This is a genomic window from Streptomyces sp. NPDC014991 (assembly GCF_043080665.1).
In the GTDB taxonomy this organism is placed as follows: Bacteria; Actinomycetota; Actinomycetes; order Streptomycetales; family Streptomycetaceae; genus Streptomyces.
In genome coordinates this window covers 1-23,959 of the sequence record NZ_JBIBVY010000040.1, presented here as the reverse complement: position 1 = coordinate 23,959, position 23,959 = coordinate 1, and the positions used below count along the sequence as shown (strand labels likewise).

Annotated in this window: 16 protein-coding genes and 2 CRISPR repeat arrays; of the genes, 8 read left to right on the top strand and 8 right to left on the bottom strand. The window is 70.0% G+C overall.

Annotation, left to right across the window (positions count from 1 at the left end; genetic code table 11):
* Both ACF1BE_RS34365 and ACF1BE_RS34360 read left to right on the top strand, forming a co-directional pair.
* Positions 1–175 (top strand): transposase (locus tag ACF1BE_RS34365; protein WP_392202914.1); only part of this gene is annotated, 175 nt, incomplete at its 5' end.
* A gap of 47 nt (positions 176–222) precedes the next feature.
* Positions 223–1,038, top strand: coding sequence for an IS5 family transposase (locus ACF1BE_RS34360; RefSeq protein WP_392202911.1), 816 nt, complete (start codon positions 223–225; stop codon positions 1,036–1,038).
* Between the two features lie 29 nt (positions 1,039–1,067).
* A CRISPR array of direct repeats spans positions 1,068–1,868; the repeat unit is 28 nt; unit sequence GGGACCATCCCCGCGGGCGCGGGGAGCA.
* A gap of 135 nt (positions 1,869–2,003) precedes the next feature.
* Here the strand turns inward: ACF1BE_RS34360 and ACF1BE_RS34355 are convergent.
* Positions 2,004–2,690 carry a hypothetical protein gene (locus ACF1BE_RS34355; RefSeq protein WP_392202913.1) on the bottom strand — a complete coding sequence of 229 codons (687 nt, stop codon included), beginning with the start codon at positions 2,688–2,690 and terminating at the stop codon, positions 2,004–2,006.
* A gap of 1,908 nt (positions 2,691–4,598) precedes the next feature.
* Entirely contained in the window at positions 4,599–7,514 is a 2,916-nt protein-coding gene (locus ACF1BE_RS34350) for a CRISPR-associated endonuclease Cas3'' (RefSeq protein WP_392202910.1), read from the bottom strand.
* A 118-nt stretch (positions 7,515–7,632) separates the two neighbouring features.
* On the opposite strand from ACF1BE_RS34350, the gene ACF1BE_RS34345 reads away from it, so the two are divergent.
* Genes ACF1BE_RS34345 through ACF1BE_RS34325 form a run of 5 tightly spaced genes read left to right on the top strand, consistent with a single transcriptional unit; the run spans position 7,633 to position 12,680 of the window.
* Entirely contained in the window at positions 7,633–9,156 is a 1,524-nt protein-coding gene (locus tag ACF1BE_RS34345; protein ID WP_392202909.1) for a type I-E CRISPR-associated protein Cse1/CasA, read from the top strand.
* The gene (gene casB, locus ACF1BE_RS34340; protein WP_392202908.1) at positions 9,153–9,752 is read left to right on the top strand and encodes a type I-E CRISPR-associated protein Cse2/CasB; all 600 of its coding nucleotides are present in this window, start codon (positions 9,153–9,155) and stop codon (positions 9,750–9,752) included. Before ACF1BE_RS34345 ends, casB begins: the two co-directional genes overlap by 4 nt.
* A complete protein-coding gene (locus ACF1BE_RS34335; protein WP_392202907.1) occupies positions 9,749–11,116 on the top strand; it encodes a type I-E CRISPR-associated protein Cas7/Cse4/CasC in 1,368 nt (455 codons plus the stop codon). The genes casB and ACF1BE_RS34335 overlap by 4 nt, the downstream gene beginning before the upstream one ends.
* Positions 11,113–11,973 carry a type I-E CRISPR-associated protein Cas5/CasD gene (cas5e, locus tag ACF1BE_RS34330; RefSeq protein WP_392202906.1) on the top strand — a complete coding sequence of 287 codons (861 nt, stop codon included), beginning with the start codon at positions 11,113–11,115 and terminating at the stop codon, positions 11,971–11,973. Before ACF1BE_RS34335 ends, cas5e begins: the two co-directional genes overlap by 4 nt.
* A complete protein-coding gene (locus ACF1BE_RS34325) occupies positions 11,970–12,680 on the top strand; it encodes a type I-E CRISPR-associated protein Cas6/Cse3/CasE (protein WP_392202905.1) in 711 nt (236 codons plus the stop codon). The genes cas5e and ACF1BE_RS34325 overlap by 4 nt, the downstream gene beginning before the upstream one ends.
* A gap of 175 nt (positions 12,681–12,855) precedes the next feature.
* Positions 12,856–13,496: a CRISPR direct-repeat array (repeat unit 29 nt; unit sequence GTGCTCCCCGCGCCCGCGGGGATGGTCCC).
* A 278-nt stretch (positions 13,497–13,774) separates the two neighbouring features.
* Here the strand turns inward: ACF1BE_RS34325 and ACF1BE_RS34320 are convergent.
* The 6 genes from ACF1BE_RS34320 to ACF1BE_RS34295 all read right to left on the bottom strand — a co-directional run bounded on the left by ACF1BE_RS34320 (position 13,775) and on the right by ACF1BE_RS34295 (position 22,508).
* Positions 13,775–14,743 carry a TniB family NTP-binding protein gene (locus ACF1BE_RS34320; protein ID WP_392202912.1) on the bottom strand — a complete coding sequence of 323 codons (969 nt, stop codon included), beginning with the start codon at positions 14,741–14,743 and terminating at the stop codon, positions 13,775–13,777.
* A gap of 86 nt (positions 14,744–14,829) precedes the next feature.
* A complete protein-coding gene (locus ACF1BE_RS34315; RefSeq protein ID WP_392202904.1) occupies positions 14,830–15,078 on the bottom strand; it encodes a hypothetical protein in 249 nt (82 codons plus the stop codon).
* Positions 15,027–16,877, bottom strand: coding sequence for a Mu transposase C-terminal domain-containing protein (locus ACF1BE_RS34310; protein WP_392202903.1), 1,851 nt, complete (start codon positions 16,875–16,877; stop codon positions 15,027–15,029). The genes ACF1BE_RS34315 and ACF1BE_RS34310 overlap by 52 nt, the downstream gene beginning before the upstream one ends.
* Before the next feature lie 59 nt (positions 16,878–16,936).
* Entirely contained in the window at positions 16,937–17,695 is a 759-nt protein-coding gene (locus ACF1BE_RS34305; protein ID WP_392202902.1) for a TnsA-like heteromeric transposase endonuclease subunit, read from the bottom strand.
* A 155-nt stretch (positions 17,696–17,850) separates the two neighbouring features.
* Positions 17,851–19,245, bottom strand: coding sequence for a DNA-binding protein (locus ACF1BE_RS34300; RefSeq protein WP_392202901.1), 1,395 nt, complete (start codon positions 19,243–19,245; stop codon positions 17,851–17,853).
* Positions 19,246–19,835: 590 nt separating this feature from the next.
* Positions 19,836–22,508: a Helicase associated domain protein gene (locus tag ACF1BE_RS34295; protein WP_392202900.1), complete on the bottom strand. Its 2,673-nt coding sequence runs from the start codon at positions 22,506–22,508 to the stop codon at positions 19,836–19,838.
* Between the two features lie 713 nt (positions 22,509–23,221).
* Between ACF1BE_RS34295 and ACF1BE_RS34290 the strand changes: the two genes are divergently transcribed.
* Complete coding sequence (locus tag ACF1BE_RS34290) at positions 23,222–23,515, top strand: hypothetical protein (RefSeq protein ID WP_392202899.1); 294 nt, start codon at positions 23,222–23,224, stop codon at positions 23,513–23,515.
* The last annotated feature ends 444 nt before the right edge of the window (positions 23,516–23,959 follow it).

Genomic DNA, 23,959 nt, shown 5'->3' with positions numbered 1-23,959 from the left:
ACAACACGGCACCGGCCTGGGCACCTTCCGCTGGGTCGTCGAGCGGACGATCGCCTGGCTCCACGGCTTCCGCCGCTTACGCATCCGCTGGGAACGACGAGACGACATCCACGAAGCCTTCCTCGGCCTCGCCACCTGCCTCATCACGCACCGCCACGTCCAACGTCTTTGTTAGGACCTCTTAGACCGGGTCCTATGTGGTGAGGCGTCGTTGACCTCGGTATGGGGCGGGGTACGTGGAGTTGGATTGTTCCGGACGGGCTTTGGGAGATCGCGAAGCCGCTGATCCCTCTGTCGAGGGTGCGGCCGCAGGGCGGCGGAACACAGGACACGCCTGATGAGACGCTGTTCGCAGCCATCATCTACGTACTAGTCAGCGGCTGTGCCTGGCGCCAACATCCGCCCTGCTTCGGCATATCCAAGTCGACCGCCCACCGTCGGTTCCTGATCTGGTCGAGAGCCGGCGTCTGGGGGCGGCTGCACGAAGCCGTGCTGCACCGGCTCGACGACGCCGCCTCGTCGACGTCACCCGCGTCGTCCTGGACACCGCCCACGTCCGCGCTAAAAAGGGGCGAACACACAGGTCCGAGCCCTGTGGACCGGGGCAAGCCGGGCTCCAAGATGCACGTCCTGTCGGATGCGAACGGCCTGCCCCTCCTTGTCGGCGTCTCGGCCGGCAACACCCACGACAGCGAGGGGCTGAAGCCCATGGCCGAGGGTCACCAAACGAGACACGACCCCCACCGCGGCCGCCACTTCAAGCCCCAGCGCCTCCACGCGGACAAAGCCTACGACCGCGCCGACCTGCGAAAATGGTTACGTGGCAAACGCATCGGAGTACGGATCGCGCGCAAAGGCATCCAGTCCAGCGAACGATTGGGCCGCCGCCGCTGGGTCATCGAACGGACGATGTCCTGGCTGTCCGGCTACCGACGTCTGAGTCCTCGCTACGAGCCCGATCCCCGCAACTACCTGGCCTTTCTCGGACTGGCAGCCGCCCTGTGCTGCTACAAACGGCTCGTCCGCCTCACCACATAGGACACGGTCTTAGGTCGATCTCGTACGTCGGGACACCCCCGCGTCGGCGGGGAGGACGGTACGCCCTGGATGAAGATGTGCCCGGCGTCCGGAACACCCCCGCGTCGGCGGGGAGGATGCAGAGGTACGCGCAGAGAGGGACCACCCCGCGGGCGCGGGGAGCACTTCACGTTCACGCGCGAGGCGCGAGGCGACACCATCCCCGCGGGCGCGGGGAGCACATCAGGACGAGCGGGTTCGCCGTCATGACGAAGAGACCATCCCCGCGGGCGCGGGGAGCACGACACGGACGTGGTCGCCGACGCGCTGAAGGAAGGACCATCCCCGCAGGCGCGGGGAGCACGCCAGATCCCGTTCCGCACCGGCAACCTGCCGGGGACCATCCCCACAGGCGCGGGGAGCACACCAGCTGCCGGTCCAGCATGGTGACGGCGGGGGGACCATCCTCGCGGGCGCGGGGAGCACATGCCGAGCGTGAAGACCTTGTTCATCACGTCGGGACCATCCCCGCGGGCGCGGGGAGCAGGTGGCGTCGCTCAAGGGCCAGAACGTCGAGCTGGGACCATCCCCGCGGGCGCGGGGAGCACATCGACTCCGAGTACTGGTCCACGACCAGCTGGGGACCATCCCCGCGGGCGCGGGGAGCACTCGGACCGCTACATCATGGCGCGAGTGCCGAAGGGACCATCCCCGCGGGCGCGGGGAGCAGCAGCCCGAGACCAAGGCCGAGCTGACGAAGTCGGGACCATCCCCGCGGGCGCGGAGAACAGTGGATGTCAATGGCGCCGAGGATGGCGTCGCGGGGACCATCCCCGCGGGTGCGGGGAGCAGCGCAGAGAGGGTCATCCCTGCAAACGCGGGGAGTAGAGCGAGCAGGGTCGGGCCCCGTCTGGCGGGAGGGGGCACCCTCTGCGGGAAGGCTGGACCGTTCGTGACCCACATCGGGTTTGTTCTTCTCGCGATGGTCAGGTTGTCGGGTCCCAGGCACCGTTGAAGAGTGCCAGTTCCAGGAGGTCCGGGCTTGGCGAGTCGGGCCATCCGATTCCGGCTGAGGCAAGCTGTCCGGCTGCGGTGTTCATCCAGCGCAGGTACACGTCGTACCGGTGAGGTGTCCAGCCGCCGTCCGACCAAGTCCAGGCCGCAATTGCCTCCGCAGAGGTAGGACCGATTCCGGCTTCAATCCGCGCAGCATGAAGGCGTAAGACGCGTGCGACCCTTTGGTCAAGAATCAGCGCACGAGGTGCCTCCGATGAGTCCGTCACCAGGGCGAGGAAGTACAGGAACTTGGTGAAGAACGCCGGGCCCAGACCCTTAACCGCTCCGTTCATCGTTCTGTAGGCCGCGACCGCGCCGTCTTCTCGAAGAGCCTTAGCCGCCTGCGCGACCGCCCTGTCGATAGTCTGGCCCTTCAAGATCTCCTTGAGGCGGTGGGGTCCGTAGCCGATCCTGCCCTGACCCCACACGTATGAGGCCACGAGAGCTTCAGACCACTCTTGACGTTCGACTGCCGCTCCTACCGCAGCGACCACCTGGGCACGGCTGACCATCGCTGCGGTCCCATGACGCTGAGTTGGGAACAAGTGGGGCCACGGCTCGATATCCGCCCATTGCGCAGGCACGTACTTGACGGCGTGACCACCAGTGCCAACCACGTATCGGGCTCCACTCTCAGTTAGCCACACCCCAATGGCGCGCACCGCAGATGCCGGCAACAGCCGGTCCAGAAGTTTCGCGTCCAACGCGTCCGCGCGATCTTGTTTTCTCACCTTCGCCCCCTCATTCGCCACAAGGCGCAAGCCTGACAGGCTCCACTGGCAGTCCGGGACCGGTGGCCCTCATTCGTAGGGAACGCCAGCAGGGGACCATCCCCGCGGGCGCAGGGAGCAGCCCTCTCATGTGTAGTGCAACCGGCAGTGACAGGGATCATCCCCGCAGGGGCGGGGAGCAGTCCTACGCCATCATGCGGTCGATCAGCGTCTTCGGACCATCCCCGTGGGCGCAGGGAGCGGTGACCCGTGGCTACCTGGATGTCGTAGCCCCCGGGACCATCCCCGCCTGTGCGCGGAGCAGCCTTCGTCCGTCCAATCCTGGTCGTCGGGCACGGGACTATCCCCGCAGGCGCGGGGAGCAGAGCGGCAGATACGAGAAGTTGAAGCCAGCGATGGGACTATCCCCGCGGGTACAGGGAGTAGTCGCACGTGCCCACCAGCTCCACCTGGACCACAGGACCATCCCCGCGGGCGCGGGGAGCAGGCGGTGTGCAGGATCAGGGCGAGCCAGCCCTCCATCCCTGCATGCGCGGGGAGCAGACCGAGCGGCTCAAGGTGCGGCCCTCAAACAAGGGAACATCCCCGCAGGCGTGAGGAGCAAGACCCGGAGCTGTCCGACGACTTGGGCGCGAGTACGACGACCTCACGCCTGAGTAGATCCCACCCCCACGGGTGCGGAGATCGGGACGTCGCCCAGCCGTGCTGCTGGATTTGCACGGGATCATCCCCGCGGGTGTGGGGAGCGGCTGCACGTTCAGGCCGCACCAGCGCCACCACAAGGGGCCATCCCCGCGGAGGCGGGGAGCAGACTGCCCTCGACCCGTGGAACCGGCCCAACCCGGGGCCATCCCCGCGGGCGCGGGGAACAGCGTCGTACGCCGCGGCGTCGGCGTAGGGACCATCCCTGCGTGCGCGGGAAGCATAGGTAGACGCGGATGTGCGAGGCGTACCCGTTGGGACCATCCCCGCGTAGGCGGGGAGCAGCATGCAGTTGATGGACAGGTCGAACAGCGAGCCGGGACCATCCCCGCTCGCGCGGAGAGCAGTTCCAGCCGCCGCACGAGACCCAGTGCGCGTACCTGGGACCATCCCCGCAAAAACGCGGGGAGCAGCGCGCGAAGTACCTGGGCGACATGATGGACCAGGGACCATCCTCGCGTGCGCGGGGAGCAGGCGGCGAAAGTGGGGTCGTTGACCAGCTCGTCGGGACCATCCCCGCGGGTGCGGGGAGCAGCAACCGTCCGCGCGGCCGGGGGTGCCCCACACGGGACCATCCCCGCGGACGCGGGGAACAGCGTGCCATGTCCCAGACTTCGACTACGGGCACGGGGCCATCCCCGTGGGGTGCCGGGAGCAGTTGGAACCGTATCGCCAGGCGGTCTCGCCGTAGGGGCCATCCCCGCAGGCGCGGGGAGCATCCGGTCTAGTACGCGGTGACGCCGCCGTAGGTGGGACCGTCCCCGGAGGTGCGGGGAGCAGGCCGTCAGCGCCGAAGGACGGATTTCGTCCTCGAGGCCATCCCCGCCGGCGCCGGGAGTAGAAGTTTTCGATCTCGAGGCTGTGAGGCAGGTCGGGACCGTGCCCGCGGGTGCGGGGACAGTCCACGGCCATGATGCCGCCGAGCCGGGCGTCGGAACCACCCCGCGGGTGCGGGGAAGCAGGACACCGACGTGGTCGCGGATGCCTTAAAGGAGGGGACATCCCCCACGGGCGCGCGGGGAGCAACGGTCGTGCGCCCGGGTGCCCGGGTCTTCACTGGGGGTATGGGTGGGTGTTGCGGAGGATGGGTGGTCATATGCGTTCCAGTCCAGTGGTGTGGTCGTAGCGGAGTCTGCCGGTGGGGCCGCTGAGGCAAGTTCCGTCCGGGGTGATGAGGATGACGGGCTTGTTACGGAGTGCGGGTTGGGGGTGGGTGGGCCAGCCGGTGACCGGTTGGAGGCCGCGTGGGCCGTTCCACCAGCGTGTCGGGATGGCGAGTGTGTTGGCGAGGAGGTCTTTTTGCTGGCGCCGGTAGACGGTTACGTCCCGGCCGGGGGAGCGCTGGCCGAGGTCGGCTTTCAGCAGGCCTTGGTGGTCGTAGGTGATCGTGCCGTCCGGCTGCTTGTAGAGGACCAGGCAGTCGACGGATTCCTCTCCGAGGCGGGATACGGCGGCGATGCCGGCCACGCCTCCGCTGTCGCCGTCTCCCTGGTGGTGCCCGGATGCGAGGTCGTAGGTGGCCAAGGGAGTTCGCCGTCGGCGCGTGTAGGGGCGGAACATGCGGGCTTCGGCTTGGAGGGCCTCGTCGGAGAGTGCGTCTTGGTAGGCAGTGTGGGTGCGGTCGAGAAGTTTCTGCATCGCTCCTGCGCCTTGGACGGGGGCGCCATAGACGCTTTCGAGGGCCCACGCGGAGTCGCGCGGGGTCTGGAGTCGTACCACCCCGTCCCCGTCACGGCGCTGCATGAGGGCGTGCCAGCTGGCCGCCAGGACGTAGGGGGCGTACATGAGGCCGTCATAGGTGCCGGTCGGTCGCCCGGCTGCAAAGTCCGGGGGTTCCACCACCGGTAGGCCGTCGGGATCTTGCTGCCACAGCATGGTGAGACGTGGCTTGCAACACCAGAAGAAGCGGTGCGGGTTGTTGACGGCGTGCCGGTGGATCCGGCCGCGGAACTGCACGGCCACGTCGATGGGGCACAGGTCGGTGACACCGTGATCGAAGTCCAGGTCCAGGGACTGTTCGATCACTCCTGTCGCGAACACGAGCAGCCGGTCGGGCCGGTCGGGGTTGCGCCGGCCTTCGGGGCCGGGCCCGAGGAGGTCGGCAAGCCGGGTTTCGAGCAGCAGCCGGTGTCGGGGGAGCAGCATTCCGTGGAGGATGAGGATCTCGTCCGGACGCCAGCCGCTTGCGCGGGCGAGGCGGACCGCTTCCCGGTAGCGGGAGCGGCAGGGGTCGACCCGCGTGCTGCGGACCACGACGCATCCGCCGTCGCGTGCCTGGTCCAGCAGCCCGGCGACCAGGTCCCTCTCGCCCGGGTCCTCGGTCAGTTCGATGTCCGTCAGCAGTTTCGGAGTCTCGGGATCTTCGGGCAGGGGTCCGCCGCGGCGGAGCCGGCCGTTTCGGTCGACCACCATGATCGGCCCCTGGGTTGCGTCGTCGTCTCCGGTCTTTCCGAGGCCGCGTCGCCAGGCGACCGTCAGCTCGTTTCGGATGCTGCGGGGGAGCGTCGCCGACAGCACCACCAGCGACGCGCCGCCCTCCGCCAGCCACTCCACGGCGGCGCCCAGAAGGTTCTGTTGGAACAGCTCGTAGGCGTGTGCCTCGTCGATGATGACGACCTTGCACATCAGCGCACCTAGCCGCAGTGCCCAGTGCCGTGAGCCTTGTGGGGCGAGAGCGATCTGGTCAACTGTGCCGACCCCGAATCCGGCTACCAGAGCGAGACAGCGCCGCAGGTACCATGGGTCCAGCACCGCCAGGCCGCTGTCGTCGGTGCAGGCGGATGTCTCCACCGTGCTGGACAGGTCGGTCAGCGGATCCCCTTGCGCCTGGTTCGCGTCGATCAGCTGGTGGACGAGGTCTGTGGCCTGTGCTGTGCCGTGCACGAGCGCCATGTCCCGCACCTCACCTGGCGCCAGTACCGTCTTCAGGAACCGTCTCAGCTCCTTTGCGACCTGGTTGCCGGCCGCTCTCGTGGGCAGTGCCATGTACAGGCCGCTGTACCCGCACGTGCGCGCGAGATGGTGGGCCATCCACAGCGCCAGCCTCGTCTTGCCGGAGCCGGTGTCCGACTCCACCACGACCATGGCCTGCCCCTCGGCCGGTACCAGCCGCATGCCGTCGGCCTGGAACGTGCGGGGCCGCGGGGTGTCGGGCCACATCTCCTCCCACGTCACAGGCCGCGCCTGCCAGCGGGCGAGCCGCCGGGCCCGCACCGCCTGGTCGGCTTCCTGCAGGGCGGCCTGCCACCATTCGGCGACCGGCGTGGTGTGAGTACGGAAGTGGAAGAACTCGGTGTCGGAGGCGACCCAGTCCGCCAGATACACCAGGTAGAGGAAGGCGACCCGCGCCGACGGGCGCACCGGATCGATCACCCGCGCCACGGTGGCGAGGTGGAGTCCGATCGCGTCGGCCACTGCCTGCACGATCGTCGCGTGCACGTCTCCCCACTGGGCGGCCGGCGCGGCCCCGCGGGCCCGGTCGACGCTCTCCGGGTGCGGTATGTGCCCGTGATGGCCGCCAAGCAGCACCCCTGCATCGTGCAGCCCCTCATGCCGCTCGCCGGGGCCGCCGCATTCCGTGCACGAACACCCCAGCAGCCGGGGCAGCACTGCGGCGGTGACGTGCTCGTGCCGGGCGTAGAAGGCGTGGGCCAGGTCGTCACCAAGAGGCAGACCCGCTGCGCGGGCCTGCTCCTCCCACGCCTTCGCCTGCGCCTTCACCCGCAGGTTCCCCCGGCCGTGCTGCCACTGCCCGAGAAAGCAGTCGGACGCCTTCCCGAGATCGTGGAGGGCAGCCAGCAGCATCACCACCTGCCGGGCGATCACCTCGTTCCCTCCACCGAACGCCTCCGTGAGCCGCCGACGGATATGCGGGGGAAGGTGCCGGTCCCACAGGACTCCCGCCGTGGCGGCGACGTCCAGAAGGTGAGCGAGCAGCGGCGTCCACGACGGGCCGCCGCGCCGGGCGCTGTCACCGCCCTGGTCCGTCTTGCCCCACGCCGATACCACGGACCGGAGCAATAGTTGAAGTTCGCCCACCCTCAACTCCCGTCGCTGCTAGCGTCTTTGACCCGCACACTACGGCAACCAACGATGCTCATGATGAGATTCACTTGAAGGAGGTGACGTGGTTCCGTACTGGGATCCCCGCACCCAAGCCTGCCTCCCGGCACTGACAATGGCCGGTCTGCCCAGCCGCCTCGACCTCCTCGAGGCCTTCGAGAAGGCCGACGATCACCAGGGCGTGGCAGGCCGCCACCCCGGCGAGACCCTCGCCATGCTGGAGTTGCTCACAGCCGTCGCGTACGCGGCCGACGTCTACCCGGAGACCAGCAGCGAATGGCGGACCTGGGTCACCGGCCGCCGGCCCTTCACCGACGTCGCCGACTGGCTCAGACAGCAGCCCGACGAGCAGTGGAACTTCTTCCACCCCGAACGGCCGCTGTTCCAGAACGCTCTGCTGGCCCCGTTCATGAACCAGCACGGCGTCGGCACCTCGCAGATCGTCATGCACCACGTCGGCGACTACGTGCAGCTCTTTGACCGGCACCACCTCCACCACGGCCAGCCCCTCACCGCGGCCCACGCCTTCATGGCCGTCATCACCCAGCACGTCTGCGGCAACGGAGGCAGGGGCATGATCCCCGGCAACCTCCTCGGCGCCGCCCTCAACAACCAGGCCATGTGCAGGGCCGGGCAACGCGTTCACGTCACCGCGCTCGGCCGGACCCTCGGTGACACCCTCCGCCTGAACCTGCACCCCCACGACGGCGACCCGGGCACCTTCAACTACACCTGGACCGACCGTCCCCGCCGCTCCTTCACCACCAAACCCACCGCCCGCATCCCCGACGGGCCGGCCGACCTGCACAGCATCCTGGGCCGGTCCATCCTCACCCGCCCCGCCCGGCTGCCCGACGGCAGCTGGGGGGTCGACCGCGTCCTCATGGGCGCCGGCGACATCGTGGACCTCACCCATACCGGCGCCCTCCAAGACGCCGTGATCGAAAAGAACGCCCCCCTCAAGGCATCCGCCGCGCGGGCCCTGTGGCGGGAAGCCCACTCCCTGTACGCAGCCACCGCACGCCGGGAAAAAGGCATGGACCTCTACGGACGCCTGGCCACGCTCCCCGAAGGCCACCGCGTCACCCTGTGGACCGTCGGCCTCCTCGCCAGACCCGGCAAGCTCATCGCCTGGGTCAACGACGCCTTCCCCTATATCCCCGGCCGCGAGACCGCCCTGCGCCAGGCCTCCGAAGAAGGCTGCGCCATCGCCGAGTACGTCGCCACAGCCCTGGATGACGCCGCCTACGCCGCCTGGCGGGTCGCCTACCCGAACCCGAAACCGGCCGACAAGCAGAGCCAGCTGGCCCGCTTCAAAGCCGCCGGCGAACACTTCGCCGCGACCGAACCCCTCTTCCACGAACTCCTGGACGAGGCCGCCGAAGGTGCCTCCGTCCCCGAGGCGCTCACCACCTATGCCACCGAGGTCCGCTCGAACGCCGAACGCTTCCTCACCGCCCGGCTCCGCTCCCTGCCCCCCAGCAGCCAGGGCCACCGAGCCTCCACCGAGGCCCGCGAAAAGCTCGAAGACAGCCTCAACAACCCACGCAAAGCGCCCACATACCTGCGAAAGGAGCGACCCGCATGACCCTGCCGCTCTTCGAGATCCCCGAACCCAGCCCCCCGCCCGACGCCCAACAGACCACCCTGGCTACCGCCGGACCTGCTACCGCCGCGGTCCAGTACGTCGCCTGGCTGGGCAGCCTCGTCCACACCCACCAGTACGGCCAACTGGCCGACCTGCGCCGCCCGGCGACCGCCGACAATCCCACGCACTTCGAAGCCCGAGCCTTCGCCCCCACCGAAGAACACCGGGCCCTCTACCGCCAGGTCGGCTTCCTCTTCGCCCGCTACCACGCAGGCAGAACCAAGCCCCACTACGGCCGCGGCAGCATGGGCACCGCCATCCGCGCCATCGGCTACGACGGCGCCCGAGGCCCCTCCAACCCCGGCGCCGAACGCCTCATGATGCGCATCCTCCCAGCCCGCCAGATCCCCTGGCGCCACCTCCAGCACGCCATCGAACGCATCCGCGCCGGCGAGACCACACCGCCCTCCTGGGCCCAGCTCATCACCGACCTCACCCACTGGACAGACCGCGGACGCCCCACCTCCGAAGCATGGGGCGACGCCTTCTACACCCGCCGCCGCACCACCGCCCGCACGAACGGAGCCGCCAAGTGAACAGCACGCACCAGTACCTGTCCCTGCACGCCCTGGAAACCTTCGCCGCCGCCCTCCCGGTCCGCGACGAAAACGGCCAGCCCAAAGCATTCGTCTACGGCGGCGCCGAACGCACCGCCATCTCCGCCCAGGCCCGCCGCCGCGCCGAACGCACCCACTCCCGCCACCGCGCCAACCGAGGCGAAGGCCCCCTCGCCTCCTACAGCAGCGGCAGGCGCACCCGCGAATGGGCCCTGTTCACCCGAGACGCCTTGGTCAAGAACCACGACTGGGACCCCGACCAGGCCATCTACGCCGCCAAGGCCGCACTCGAAGGACTCGGCCTGAAGTTCGGCGAAAAGGAATCCACCGCCCTCCTCACCAAGGTGCTCTTCTACGCACCCGAGGACTCCGGTGACCGAATCGCCGATCACATCAGCACCCACGCCGACACCTTCAACACGTGGCTGACCCAGTACACGGCCGCCAAGGCAGAAGCCGCCGTCAAGGAAGAGGCCAAGAAGAACGCGAAGAAGAACGCCCGGAAGAAGACCACCACCGACGCCGACGCCGACGCGCCGACGGAGCCCGCCACCAAGGACAGAAAGGAAGACAAGGAGGAGGACGTCAAGATCCCGCCCCTGCCCAAAGAGCTCCGCACCGGCATCCTCACCGCATTCGCCCCCCGAGACGCCATCGACATCACCATCTTCGGCCGCTTCCTCGCCGAGGTCGCCGAGCTGCGCACCGTGGACGGCGCCGCCCAGCACTCCTGGGCCTTCACCATCGCCCCTGCCGAGCACATCGACGACTTCTACGCCGCCGCCGACGACGCCAAGCTCGAACGCCGCGAAAACGCCCTCGACTTCCTCGACGCCGCCGACAACGCCGGCGCCGGCATGACCGGCTACCAGTCACTCATCTCCGGCACCTTCTACCGCCACGCCGCCCTGGACCGGCACAAGCTCCGCGTCAACCTCCGCAGTGCAGGCATGACCGAAGACCAAGCCGAAACCGCCGCGCAGGCCGCCGAAGCCGAATTCATCCAGGCCTTCGTCGACGCCGTCCCCCGGGCCAAGGCCAACAGCACCGCATCCACCGGCACCCTCCCCAACCTAGTCCTGGCGCACGAAGGCGCCCGCCCCTACTTCTACGCCGCCGCCTTCCAGTCCCACATCGATGAAACCTCCGACGGCCCCGCCGCCCTCGCCGGCGCCCAACGCCTCCTCGACCACCACCGCCTCATCACCACCAAACGCACCGACGCCACCCCCGGCCGCCTGCTCACCTACGACCTCGACATCCAGAACCTGATCGACCAGCTCACCGCCGAGGGCACCCTCCCCGCCTCCGAGGCCGCAACCCTGGAGGAACTCACCGCATGAACAGCACTGCTCCCCGCGCAGGCAGGGAAGTGGCCACGCTTCTCATCCGCCTCGCAGGCCCTCTCCAAGCCTGGGGCACCTCCGGCGCATTCGAACGCCGCGCCACCCACATGCGCCCCACCAAATCAGCAGTCATCGGCCTCATCGCCGCCGCCCTCGGCTACGACCGCGAAGATCCTCTCGGCCCCCTCGCCGAACTCCGCTACGGCGTCCGCGCCGACCGCCCCGGCACCCCCTACCGCGACTTCCACGTCGTCGGCGGCGGCCCCTACCCCCTACGCCCCCGCGACCTCATCACCGACCACCGCCGCGCTGCCAAAGCCACCACCCTGGAAGACGCTACCGGCGCCCACTTCGGCCAGCACCACATCGACGGCTGGTACGGAGCCCCCAAGTACATCGAAGTGGACCCCGACACCGGCCACCTGCTCACCGCAGCCAAAGCAGTCCTGCGCAACCCCGCCGTCAGCGAACGCTGGTACCTCGCCGACGCCGCATTCGTCGCCGCCGTCCAACACCACGACACCACCTTCCTCAACACCATCTCCCACCACCTCGAGCACCCGCGTCGCCTTCTCTGGCTCGGCCGTAAATCCTGCCCCCCCACCGGCGACCTCTCCGGCGGCGTTCGCCCCGGCACCCTCGAACACGTCCTCACCCACGCCCCCCTCCTCAAGGAAGCCGACACTCCCCGTCCCTGGGCCTGGATCGACGCACCCCCCGGCGCGCCCCGTGCCGTCCCCATCGACGACCAGCCCGTCACCTTCCACCCCGAAGGCCGCACCCACGCCACCCGCTGGGAAACCCGCATCCGCATCACCCCCACCCCGACCATCGAATGGACGCCCATCCCGTGAGCACACCCACGCGCTTCGTCGCCACCCAAAGTGTCCTCACCCTCGACACCCGCCACCCCGACGTCATCCGCGCCATGAACGACGTCCACGACATGCACCGCCTCGTCATGCGCGGCCACCGTGGCTGGGTGCCCGACGGCGAAACCGACGCACGCGCACAGATGGGCGTGCTCTCCGCCTGGACCGTCAACCTGCGCACCCAGACCCTCACCCTCATCACCCAGGCCCGCGTCACCCCCGACTGGAGCCCCGTTCCCCGCGCCGCACTCCTGGAAGCCCCCCACCTGATCAGCATCGACCAGACCATCAAGTCCGGCGACACCTACACCTTCCGCGCGTTCATCAACCCCATCCGGTCCGTCATGCCCACGGCCGGCCCGAAGAAGGGCCAACGCGGCCGACGTACGGCCAGCATGTCCCCACACCACGCGGCCGAGTGGTTCACGCAGCGGCTCCAGCCCCAAGGCGAACCCCCCATCGGGCCATCCAGCATCAAGCGGATCGGCGCCGACGCCGACCCGGCCCGCATCACCACCACGATGCTGCCGCCACTCGTCTCCACGGCGAAGAAGGGCCTGAAAGTCGTCCGAGCCGAAGTTCGCGGCCAGCTCACCGTCACCGACCCGGCCACCTTCGCCCACACCCTCACCGAAGGACTCGGCAAAGCCCGCTCCTACGGAGTTGGCCTCGTCCTCGTACGCAAGTAGCATTCCAACCGGCCGGATCCCCCGATTCCGGCCGGACACATTTCTCCGCGCAAGCGAAGATCGGCCAGATGCACACGAAGACATCGACCGATTCCCCGCGCAGGCAGGGACTACGAGCCCAAAAGCACCTGACGGGTCCCGAGTACGGCAACGCGCGCGCCGAGCCGATCGGCAAGTGGTCCCCGCTTCCGCCGGGATGGTCCCAAGGGTCCCCAGGGCCCGACTGCGGCGCACGGGTGCTCCCCGCGCCCGCGGGGATGGTCCCAAAGCCGTGTTCATCCCGACGTACAAGGGTTAGTGCTCCCCGCGCCCGCGGGGATGGTCCCGTGGACGGCGATGTCACCGACGGCCCGGTCACGTGCTCCCCGTGCCCGCGGGGATGGTCCCGGAACCAACCCACCAGACGCAGACGTACACAAGTGCTCCCCGCGCCCGCGGGGATGGTCCCCGAGCTAGCCACTCTGAGTCGTGTCCGGTGAGGTGCTCCCCGCGCCCGCGGGGATGGTCCCTCGCGGAACCAGCGAACATGCGGCTTCACGTCGTGCTCCCCGCGCCTGCGGGGATGGTCCTGCGGCCGGCCGTCGCCCTGTTCGGCACCAAGGCGTGCTCCCCGCGCCCGCGGGGATGGTCCCCTACTGCCGTACACCGCATCATCCGTCGAGACGTGCTCCCCGCGCTCGCGGGGATGGTCCCTTGTCCGCGCCCGGCCCGGTCGGCTCGGCGCCGTGCTCCCCGCGCCTGCGGGGATGGACCCTTGAGCTTTCCGCGCGGCGTGACTGGTGGGAGTGCTCCCCGCGTGTCTGCGGGGATGGTCTCCCACCGACCCCGATCCCGACCGATGCACGGGCGCAGCCGCCCGAGCATAACGCTCGGAGGGGGGTTTGTTGGTGTATCGCGGGTTTGTTGGTCTGGTGTGTTGTGGGTTTGTTGAGAGTGGCCGGGTGCACGGTTGCAGTGGGCAGTTCGGGGTGTGTGCTGGGGGTGTGTCGTGTGCGCTGAGTTGGACTGGGCTCGTTGTGGGTTTCGCCGGCGTGTAATGGCTGGGTTGGTGTTTGTGCTGGTCAGGGCTGTTTTGCCTGGTGGGTGGGTGGGGGTTAGCGGCCTGGGCGGGTGCGGTGGTGGGTTTCGGCGAGGTGGTCGAGGCGGATGGTGTCGAGGGTGGTTTTGGTGATGCGTTCGGTGCCGTCGTGGATGGCGGTGATGGCTGCTTGGCGGATGAGTCTGGTGAGGGATCCGATGCGGCCGGCGGTGCGCTGGTGGAGGTAGGGGGCGTGCCGGGGGAGGGTGCCGGGTTTGTGGTGGGTGAGGTCGAGGGCGTTTTCGATGTCGGTGATGACGTCGCGGAAGGGGTGGCGGGTGCCGTGGCGGGCGGGGAGGGGGCCGCAGGTGATGAGGGTGGCGCGGCCGGCGAGCTGGGCTCCTCTCACGCCGGTGAACAGGGGTGTGTCGGTGACGTTGATGCCGGCGTAGACGAACGTGGCGGGCAGGCGTTCGCTGAGATCTTTCAAGAGATCGGCGGTCTGGGCGCCGGTGGTGGTGCGGGGGTTGAGGCGGTGGATTTCGTCGATGAGGACGAGTTGGACGCCCGCGGCGGTGTAGGTGTGGCAGACGGCGTCGGTGATCTGGGTCTGGGTCATGCGGATGGTTACGGGGATGCCGAGGTAGCGGGCGAATTCGGTGACGAGGGTTTTCGCGGTGGCGCCGGGCGGGACGAGGACGTAGGCGACGGGTACGCCGGGGTGGGCTGATCCGGGCGAGGGCGGGTTTTTGCGGGTGTGGGCGAGGTGGCAGGCGCGGCCGACGTTGAGCAGGGCGGTGGTTTTCCCGGCTGCGGCGGGTCCGGTGACGATCAGGGAGGGCCGGGCGGTGGTCTGCTGGTGGCGGCCGAGGATCATCAGGGTGCGGACCTGGGTGGCAAGGACGTGGATGGCGGGGGTGCGGATGGTGACGAACGCGGAGTGGTAGGCGAGGCGTTCGTCGGTGCTGCGGGGCGCCTCGTCGGGGCGGGGTGGGGTGGGCGGGTCGGTGGTGGCGAAGTGCTGCCAGCCCTGCCAGGTGGTCAGGGGCCAGGACGGCTCGGCCGTAGCGTCGCTGCCCGTCTCGGCTGGTGCGCTGCTCGTGTTCTGCGCTATGGGGTGTGGGCGGGGGTTCACCACTTGTCAGCTTCCTCGTGTGCGTCGTAGAGCCCGAATCCGGTGGCCGTGACGGGGCGGGTGTCGTCGTCGGGGAGGTCGTCGAAAACGTCGATGCTGTCGTTCTTGCCGTGCTGCGCCGACTCGTCGGTGGTGGGGGTGGTGTCGTGTTGCGGGTGTCGGGCGGCGGGGGTCGGGGCGGTGGTTGCGCGGGCTACGAGGGCGTGTTCTGCCTTGGTGGCGTGGCCGCTGTGGACGCGGCGCATGAGTTGGTCGAGGGCGTCGGCGAGGCCGGCTTCGACGTGTTGGGCCTCGCTGTAGGTGCTGTGCTGTGCTGGGCGTGGGTGCGGATGTGCTGCCAGGTGTGGTCGTTGAACGGCTGGTGGACGTGGTCGCGGTGGATCCAGGGGATCTCGGTGAGCTGGCCGTCGGTGAGGCGGATCCAGATCTGGCGGACGTCGTGGGGGTTGTAGTGGATCTCCCATTTCCCGCCCCGGCCGGCGACGGGGGAGGGCTGGCCGCGGTAGGGGGCGAGGAGATCGTGGTCGTAGGTGCGGTGGTGGATGGTGATGCCGGTGGGGGTGACGGCCTGCCAGCGCACGGGCAGTAGTTCGAGGTAGTCGCGGCCGGTCAGCGGGACGGGGACGTGTCCGGCGACGGCGACGAGAGCGGCCCACATCTGGTTGGGGGTGAGGGCTTTGCGGGGCATCAGAGGGTGGCGCAGGCCTTCGTGGGGCCGGTGGTGGTAGTGCACCAGCCATTCGTCGAGGAGGTCTTGAAGCTGGGGGACGCTGTAGCAGGCGTCGTTCTCGGTGTCGGGGCCGCGGCGGGTGACGTCGGAGCCGGTGTAGCCGGGCAGGTGCTGGCAGAACAGGTGGTTGATGGTGCTGAAGGTGCGCTCGACGATGCCTTTGGCGGTGGGGGCGTGGGGCGGGGCGGGCTGGACGCTGATGCCGAGGTGTTCGCAGGCGGCGGTGAACGCGGCGGAGATAAAGACTTTGCCGCGGTCGACGACGATCGTTTCGGGCAGGACGACGGGCTTGGCCGCCGCGTCGGCCAGGCGTTCGTCGAGTGCGGCCAGCCGCTGGTGGGGGAGTGCGGGGGCGCGGTCCATGCGCAGGATGTCCGGCCAGGTGGGCCGGGCGGGGTGGGGGACGGCCATCTCCGCGAGCAGCAGGGCCGCGTCGACGGCCTTGGTCGCGCTCGGGCACAGGACAGCGGCGAGGATCGAGCGGGTGGCGACATCGACGGCGGTGGTCAGTTCGGGCCGGGCCAGGCGCCCGTCGTCGAAGAGGGCGAGGACGTCCAGGCGGGTGGTGTCGACCTGGACCTGCTCGCCGGGCCGCAGCGCCGTGGCGGGGGTGAAGGCCCGCCCGTCCATGCTCGCCGGCACCTGCCTCACGGGCCCGCTGGGCAGTTCACCGGGCCGGGCGAGAGCGGTGACGAGCCGGTACAGCGTGGCCTGGGACGGTGCGGGCACTGTGCCGGGGCCATGCTGGTCGGAGAGGATCTGGTTGATGAGCGGGAACAGGCCGTTGATGGTGCCGCGGGAGCGGCCGCGGCGGCGGCGCAGCGCTTCGCGGACGGCGGCGACGACCCGTTCGTCGGCCCGCCCGGTGGGACTGGGAGTACGGGTGGTGCGGTGGTCGAGGAGTCCCCACAGCCCTTGTTTGCGGTAGGCCAGGCGCATGCGCTGCACCGTGGTGCGCGACACCCGGCCGAAGCCCAGCGCGGTCAGCTCTTTCGCTTTGGCCTGTTCACGCTCGGCCAGCGTGTGCCGCTCCGGGTCGTACTGCGGCCGCACTGTTCCTTCGCTGCCGGGCCCGCCGGTGAGCCCGCACTCGACTTCTCGCACGTGCCGCTGCCAGGCCAGCGCCTTCTCGCGTGCTGCGGCGGGGGCGGTCTCGAACAGCCCCCACTGCGGGGCTGCCTGCGGCGCATCGGCGCCGATGACGGTGAAGCCGGGGTCGGAGAACAGGTGCCCGGCGAGCACGGCCTGGCCGCCGCCGTCCGGGCCGACGAGGTGGATTTCCTGTCCCGAGAGGGCGACCACCTGCCATGTCACGCCGTGGAACCGGACGCGCGCACCGACTTTCACGGCCGGCCGGGCACCGCGCCGCGCGGTCACCGGGCGCCTCCCTTCGTGCCCTGGCCGTTCCAGCTCCGGGGCCCGACGAGGGTCCGTTCGTGCAGCGGCGTCGTGAGGTCAGCCGTCAGCTGCCCGTGCCACAGGGCATGGAAGACGACGGGCAGGACGGCGATCGGGTCGCCGGCCGCCTCGGCCCCCTCGATCAGCGGCCGCGACCGCGTGAACGCCTCGACAACCGCCGCGATCAGACCGGGGTGGCCGGTGTTGCGGGGGTGGCGGTAGCCGGCCAGCCATTTCAGGTTGGCGGCCAGGACGTCGTCGAGCGGCGCGAGTCGCTGATAGGTCCAGCCGATGTGCGCGCACGCCTGCGCCACCGCCTCGGCGGCGTTCCTCGCGCGTTCGCCGCCCGCGCCCGCGTGGCCGGGGCAGTCTGCGAGCAGCGCGGTGCCGTCGGCGTGGCGGGCGAAGAGCTGCGGCACCCAGGAACGCACCTGCCCGCGGGGATCACGCCACAGCAGCCGCACCGGCCGCCCCGCCAGGCCCGTCACGTCCCGATCGCGGTCAAGGACCATCAGCTGCAGGCGCATCGCGTTCGACCCGGCGGCCACATGCCGCCCGGTGGTCGCCGACCACCACAGGCCCGGCCCCCAGCGCCGCCCCGGCACCACCGGGAACGCCGACACCGGCGGCAGGTCCTCGAACGCCACGGTCATGGCGGCATCCGCCCACCGCTGCTGCACCGCCTGCCCCACCGGGTCGAGGAACACCGCCTCGAACCCACTGCCCCGGTCCACGGCCGCTCGCCCTGCCCGGCCCCGGGCTGCTCCTGTGCTGGTCACCCGCGCCAGCCAAACCGCTCTCGTCGGCAGACGCCGCCGTTTTCAGTGTTTCTGCCACGAACGAGTGCCGTATCAGCTAACAGCCGAGTCGCCCCGGGCGCATCGCTCTCTCAGCCGCCGTCTTCCTGCCCGCCCGAGGTCAGCATCTCCCGGAGCACCTCGACGGGCATGTTCACCCACCGGGCCACCTCCTGAAGGGGCACTCCGCCGTTCACCGCCGCCACCGCGGTCCGTTTCCAGGCGTTCTCGATCAGGCCGGCGCTGTGACCGAGGCCGCGCAGCAGCCGCCGGGCGACGTCGGCGGTCGGCCCACTGTGCACCCCGCGCAGCTGCAGCAGCTGCTCCTCGGCGCTGTCGACAGCGCTGGTGATGAGCCTGCGCTGCTCGGCGGGTACCGCAGCCCGCCACATCGTCCCCGAACCGGGTGCCTTCTTCTCCTTGCCCCACGCCCGCAACTGCCCGGCCATGGTCGCGGCCTGGTGTTCCCGCCGCAGCCACCACGGGTCGTTGTCGTACCCGGGCGGGCCGCCGGCTCCGCGGCGCTGGCGGATGACGCCGCCCATCCACGCGATGAGCGGCCCGCCGTGGTCCGCCGCGGCCAGCGGCCCCAGCCACGCGCGCCCGACCCGCTCCCCGAGCCGGCGGCAGAACATCCCGTCGGCGGGCAGCGCCCGCGGCCGCCCGGCACCGCTGTCGGCCCACACCAGCTCGGCCATGGCCGGGTCCAGCAGAGCCTCGGCCACCGCCACCACTTCCGGGAAGACGACCGCGTCCCGCCCCACGATCCGCCACCGCTCCAGATCGCCGCCGGCATCCCCGCCCGCGACCTGGTGCAGGCGCCGCGGCCAGATCTTCTCCCGCTCCCAGCCGTAAGCCTGCTCCCACCACCGGGCCACCACCGCCCGCGCCAGCGCGAACACCCGCTCCGGCTCCGCACCGGCCCGCACCGCCCACCGCGCCACACCGGCCCACCGCCGCTGCGCCGCCACCACCTCCGGTAAGTCATGCAGGTCGAGGTGCTCCAGCGGCTGGTTGGCGTCCGCGTCCAGCAGCCATCGCCCATGCCGCACGCACACCCGCTCCCACCGCGGCGCATACTGCACCACCCGCACGACCGCCCCCGTACGCCGGGCCGTGCACAGTTGGCAGCCGAACGCCACCGGACCGGCCACCGCGCCGGCGATCCGCCACAGCCCCACCGGATCGCCAGCCTCGGCGCGCAGCTTGGCATCCTCTTCCGCCCAGGACGGCAACGCCCGCGCCAGCACCTCTTCCTCCACGCCGCACATGCCGACCAGGCGCTGCCGCCCGGCCGCGTTCAGCAGCACCTCGGCGTCAGCCCGCGCGCCGCCGCCCTCGTGCCCCGGCGGGTAATTGCGCCACTTCCAGCAGGACCGCAACACCTTCGCTTCCAACCCATAGCGGCTAGCGGTGCGGCAGATCAGCGACGAAGTCGTCTCCCCCAGCAGGGGAGCGGTCCGCAGCAGGACCGGATGATGGATCACTCCACCACGTTCTCGTGCTAGCCGGCCCGGTGGGCCCATTTCGCAACAGATACCCAGCTGGACCGCAAGAGCGTGGGCTGTAGGAGCGCCATCCTCTCTCGGCCCCTTTCGCGTCGGCGCCCGAACCAAAGAGCAGGGACGGGATGCAAGGCAGGACCGCAGCATGGTCGCGTTCCGTGCGCGATTCGTACGGTAAAAGTGCGCGCGCTGCCGAGATCCGCGCGGACCTCCAGCGCCGGGCGAGTCAGCGCGGCCCCCGCTTCACGGCCTGCACGGCCTGCTCTGTGACATGTACGCAGATCGCACGGTGAAAGTGCGCAATGCGTCCGTTCTGGCCCGTAACACCTCCACAGCAGCGCCCGCTCGCTGGCGAAGGCCCCGACCGCAACCGCGTCTCGCGCGCCTGGGACCGGCGCCGCTATGACCCGGCCCCGGCGCTCGGACCCACCAGCGGCGTTCGCCATGGGATCGCCACCCGGCCGCGCTCGCCGAACGGCCGATGCAAGGCCTAGCCGGTCATGAACTGGGCGGGGGGGCCAGGCCACCCCGGCCGGGCAGACGACGACGCCCGGTCACGTCGTCGGCACCGTCTAGGCCCACTGCATGCCGAGCTCTCGTAGCGCGGCGAGTTGGTCGGCGTCCAGCCGGTCCCTCCTCGATTTGGTGTTGGAGATCCATACGCCCAGCCTGACGGCTACCGGTTCTGCCTCGCCGTCGACCGCGATCTCTTCGCTGTGGCCCCTCGGTACCGGCCGGTGGGCGCCTTCCCGTTCCACCCACTGAGCGAGGGCCGCCAGGCCCCGCTGGAACGCCTGCTGCGCCTTGCTCGGGCCTTTCGTCACCCCCTTGGCGGCCGGGGCGGGAGACGGCGCCTCAAGCGGCTGGACGCCCAGCGCGGTCAGCCGCTGCTGTTGCTCGGGCAGGAGCTGCGTCCAGGTGGCCGGCTGTTTCTGCTGCTGGAGCCATCGTCCGAGGTCGTCGCCGTCGAACGTCACGCCGGGTTGGATGTCGGGGAGCCGGCCGCCCGGTTCGTCGGCGGCGAGGGCGGTGAGGATGCGGTAGTGGCGTTGCCAGTTGAGCGGCCAGGGGCAGTTCCAGTCCTCATCGATGGCGGTCAGCTGCTTGGCGCGCTCCGCTGCGCGTTTCGGGTCCTTGCCGAGGCCGCCTTTGCGGCGGAGGTTGGCGAGGTGCTGGCCGATGGTCACGGGGCCGCTGCCGGCCGGGTCGTCCCACACCGCGTCCTGTCTGGGGGCGAGGTGGCCGTGTGCGCGGTGGTACGAGCGCAGCATTGCCAGCTTCTGCTCCCAGGCTTCTTCGCCCGGTTCCCAGACCATTCCGGCCTCGGGTGCGTCGAGCAGGGTCTTGCGTCGTTCCTCCAGTTCACCTGCCCGCAGCGCCTTCCTCTGCTGGTGGACCCAGCGCCCCAGCGGAAAATCCTTCGTGACCCCCACTTCCACCTCGACGTCGTAGGGCACGGCGTAGAGGCCGGTGATCTCGTTCTCCTTCCGCCAGCGCAGGAGGGCTTGGTAGCCCTCGAGCCAGACCAGGGACTCGGGCCGGTAGACCCGGGTGCGCAGGAAGGCCGCGATGGTCGCCGGGTCGCGCGGGCTGGAGAAGTGGAGCAGGGCCGCTTCGGCAGTGGCGTCGGTGTGGTCCTGCTCTTTGTCCGCGCCGTCGCTCTCGCCGCCGGTCCCGACGATCCGCCCGTCCTCGTCCCGCCGGACGTGGACCTTGCGCTTGCCGCTGGTGAGCGCACGGGAGGCGAGCTGCTCGACCAGGCGCTCATCATGACTGCGGAGTCCCGCGAGGACCGCTACAAGGGGGCGGAACGAGGCGCTGGCGACCATGTCGGTGGGGTCCTCGCCGGGCTCCAGGAAGACGGGCACGATGATGCGGGCGACCTTCGTGGTGCCGTCGCGGTTCAACCTGAGCGCGCGGCCGATGTTCTGCACGATTTCCACCTGTGAGCCGCGGGTGTCGGCGAAGCACACGGCTTCCACGCCCCGTTCGCCGGTGATGTCGACGCCCTCCCCGAGGACGCGACAGCTGGCGAGGAACGCGCGGTGTACCCGGCGGCCGGCCGCGTCGATGCCGCCTGCGAACCGCCGCAGCACCTCGCGCCGCTCGCTGACGAGGTGGTCGCCGCACAGCCATGCCGCCCAGACCCGGTCCGGCGGCACGTGGCGGCCGGCCTCCAGCTCGTAGAACTGCGCGTCGATCGACGATGCGGGGAGCCGGTCCGCGGCGGCCAGGTCGTCGTCGGAGGCGTCGTTGAGGTACAGCTCGGCTGCCGTCTGGGGCAGCTTCTCCGCGAACGCCGCGGCCTCCTCGACCCGTTGGTGGAAGGTCATGACGGTGCGCAGGTTGTGCGCGGCGGCGTGCTCCAGGAGCGCGGTCTGCAGCAGCGCCAGGCGCCGGCCCCGCTGCGCCTCCTCGGACTCCCCGAGGACGGGGGAGGGGTCGCGGATCTCGAGGACGTCGATCTCGAATCCGGCGAGGATTTCGCGTTCGATCGCCTCGCTCAGCCCGAGTTCTGCGAGCCACGCGCCGTAGGTGCCGTCCGGGTCGTCGGCCATGCTCGCGATCTCCAGCTCCTGACCGTCCGGGCCCTTCTGCGGCCGGGGCGAGGCGAGGATGCGCGGGGTCGCGGTGAGGTAGAGCCGGAAGTCGGCGGGGATACGGGCGTTGTCATGGATCGCCGCCCACGGCCGACCCAGATCACCTGCGGTTGAGTGGGCTTCGTCGATGATGGCGAGCGAGAAGCCGTCCATGCGCTGGCCGTACAGGCGCTCTCCGCCCGCCAGTGCGGCCTCCAGCGGCCCGCGGACACGTCCCTGGCCCTCGGGTGCGTCGATGTCCTCGCGGTCCACCAGTGAGGCGTACGTGGCGAACACGACCACCGGCCCCTTCCCGGCCCACAGGGCGAGCTGGATGGGGTTGGTGGTGGTGCGCACCCCCAGCTCGTTCAGTACCGCGTCGTTCTCCAGCGAGCACACCGCGATCATGGGGGAGCGGTGACCGACCGACCGCCACGCCTGGGCGGTCTGCACGAGCAGGTCCAGGGTCGGCACGGTGACGAGGATCCGGCCTCCGGGGAAGCAGTCCAGCGCGCATGCGGCGGCGGTGATCGTCTTGCCCGATCCGGTCGCTGACACGATCGTGCCCCTCGCCCCCTCCGGGGGCACAGGTGATCTTGCAGGGAATCCGACCCATTTGCGGAAACTTTTTTTCTGTTCGACTTGATGTTCTCGGAGCTGGATCAAAAGACTTCTCCCGGCTCGGGAAGGACTTGTCGGACAGAAGTGATCCGGTATCCACCACGCCCGTAGAGGCCGCCGTCTCTTCCGTGGACGGCCCAGGCTCTCGCAGCCGCTTCACCGGGTGATGCCGCCATCAGGTGGACGACGGGGGCAGGTATGTCCGGGCTGGGACTGCCGGCGGCGGGCCGCGCATCGATCCGGTAGACGCGGTGCCGCCAGATTTCCCCAGCCGTGCCACCTGACCGCTCGGCCCCGGCCACCCCTGTCACCAACCGCTGTAGACGCTGCGTTTGGTAGCGGATGGCACACGAGTCGCGGGAGGGCACGTACGCAGCCATTCGCCCCTTCTCCATAACACTGGCGATCCGCTCCCGCTGAGGGCCCCGAAACTCCGCGATGAACACCTCACTCACGTGATGCGGTTCGGACGGGACCGTCCTCGCCCTCCCGGCGCTTTCCCGAGCCAGGCATACCTGAGCGGCTACCCGACGGTGATCGAGTCCGGCAGCTTTCGCAACCACCCCGAGCCGGGCAAGCTCATGCGGAAGATACTCGTAGATCAACACGCCAACCGCTCCCCACCGGGTGTCCCTGAATTACGCCAATGCTACATGCTGCATCACAGAAAGAGGCAGACGCGCGAGACGCCCCGGAAAGCCCCAACACAAGATTCCTTCCGCCCTGATGGTCGTGGCACATCGGGGTACACGACCCGCATGGCACCGAAGACCGAACGCATCCAGTTCCTGCGGGCCGCGCGGCAGCTGCACCGCGTCCGCTCCTTCTACGCTGCGGGCGTCCTGCTGTGGGCGGCATCCGCCGCCTGGACCGGCTGGCAGGCACCAGGGAGTCGCCAGATGTGGGTGTCCGTCCTCCTCCTGGCCGTCTTCACCGCTCTCCTCGCCACCGCCGGCCTGTCCTTGCGGCGTCTCGCAGTCCCCCCGACCGGCCGCCCCGCGCATCATGCCGCTTCACGCAAGACTGCAAGTACCCGCCACGTCCACGCCTGAGAAACCATCAGCCTACCTGCGCAATCCGCCAGACCACATCGAAGTCATCGCCTATGCCCGCGAGGCGGTGTGATCGAGCACGCCGACCCGGCGCCAAACCCCGGAACCCGCAGAAGCCAACCGGAGAGACCCCCACACCCTCCCGTCTACTACTGCTCGGGCCGCAGGCCCGCAGGACTGCCCCGCGCAGCGGGGCCGGCCTTCGTGACGCGAAGCGTCACCCCGGTGACCGGAGCGCAGCGGAGGTCACCGCGAGAAAAGACCCAACCCCCCTCCCGTTCCGGGAGCGCAGCGGACGGAACGTCACCCGGGTTGCGCAGCAACCCGGGTGCGCTGACCGCGCAGCGGTCAGCCAGCGCTCCCGCGGAGCGGGAGCGCAACACCCGTGCGCAGCACGGGTGTTCGCTTGCACATCGCGCAGCGATGTGGTACCCGCTCCGCGGG